The sequence below is a fragment of the Treponema sp. OMZ 805 genome (assembly GCF_050937395.1).
Classification (GTDB): Bacteria; Spirochaetota; Spirochaetia; order Treponematales; family Treponemataceae; genus Treponema.
In genome coordinates this window covers 1-428 of sequence record NZ_JACCLP010000064.1, presented here as the reverse complement: position 1 = coordinate 428, position 428 = coordinate 1, and the positions used below count along the sequence as shown (strand labels likewise).

Annotated in this window: 1 protein-coding gene; it reads left to right on the top strand. The window is 45.1% G+C overall.

What is annotated here, in order from left to right:
• Positions 1–428 (top strand): hypothetical protein (locus tag HGH47_RS12320; protein WP_432912784.1); only part of this gene is annotated, 428 nt, incomplete at both ends.

Genomic DNA, 428 nt, shown 5'->3' with positions numbered 1-428 from the left:
GATAAAAAGTATACGCTGAAATGCGTAACAAACGGTACTGACATTCGGAATCTAACTGCATTACCTTCAGATGGCGTTATTACGCTGGATGCGGCTGATTTTACTAAAATAGGTCAAAGTGATGACCTTGCCACAAGCGACCCCAAAAAGCGTAAGCTTCTGCTTACCGTATGGGATTCTGCACAGGGGTTAACCTGCGGTAGCGATACGTGGATGGCAGAACTGGAACTGGATGTTATTGTCGATACTACAGACAGAATTGCGCCCACAAACGAGATAAATCCATTTAAGTGGGTTTCCGAAAGCGAAAACAGCTTGTACGGCAACAGCCGCGATAACGGACACATCGAAAGAGGAACCGATTTACCAAGTACTTTTAACCAGACAAGCGGCCTTATGGACAAGGATGATAAAGTTTCCGGCAAGAT